Raw genomic sequence first — 295 nt, forward strand, 5'->3', positions numbered from 1 at the left:
GGGTGGCCGCGGCGCAGCCCGGTGTCCGACTGCCGTGCGTGGCGCGGGCGGGGCGGCGGGGCATCGGGGTGCCCGACGAGAGACCGCGCCTCCCCCTCGCCGCCAGCCCGGGCGGCCGGGGCGGGAAGCCGCCGGAGGCCCGCGTGCACTGGGCTCGGCCCCTGGGCCCGCGACACCCCGATGCGCTGGAGGACCCGAACGAGAATGTGCTGAGCCTGGTGTCCACGTGCGATCCGTTCGAACAGGCGCTCTCGACCTGGGAGGCGGCATTGAACAAGGGGCTCGTCGATCGAGA

1 pseudogene is annotated in these 295 nt (G+C 75.6%); it reads left to right on the forward strand.

Annotated elements, in window-relative coordinates:
- A pseudogene (locus KVS71_RS17265) lies at positions 1 to 295 on the forward strand (DNA/RNA helicase); the annotation flags it as partial.

This window comes from Microbacterium sp. GbtcB4 (genome assembly GCF_019091465.1).
GTDB classification, from domain to species: domain Bacteria; phylum Actinomycetota; class Actinomycetes; order Actinomycetales; family Microbacteriaceae; genus Microbacterium; species Microbacterium paraoxydans.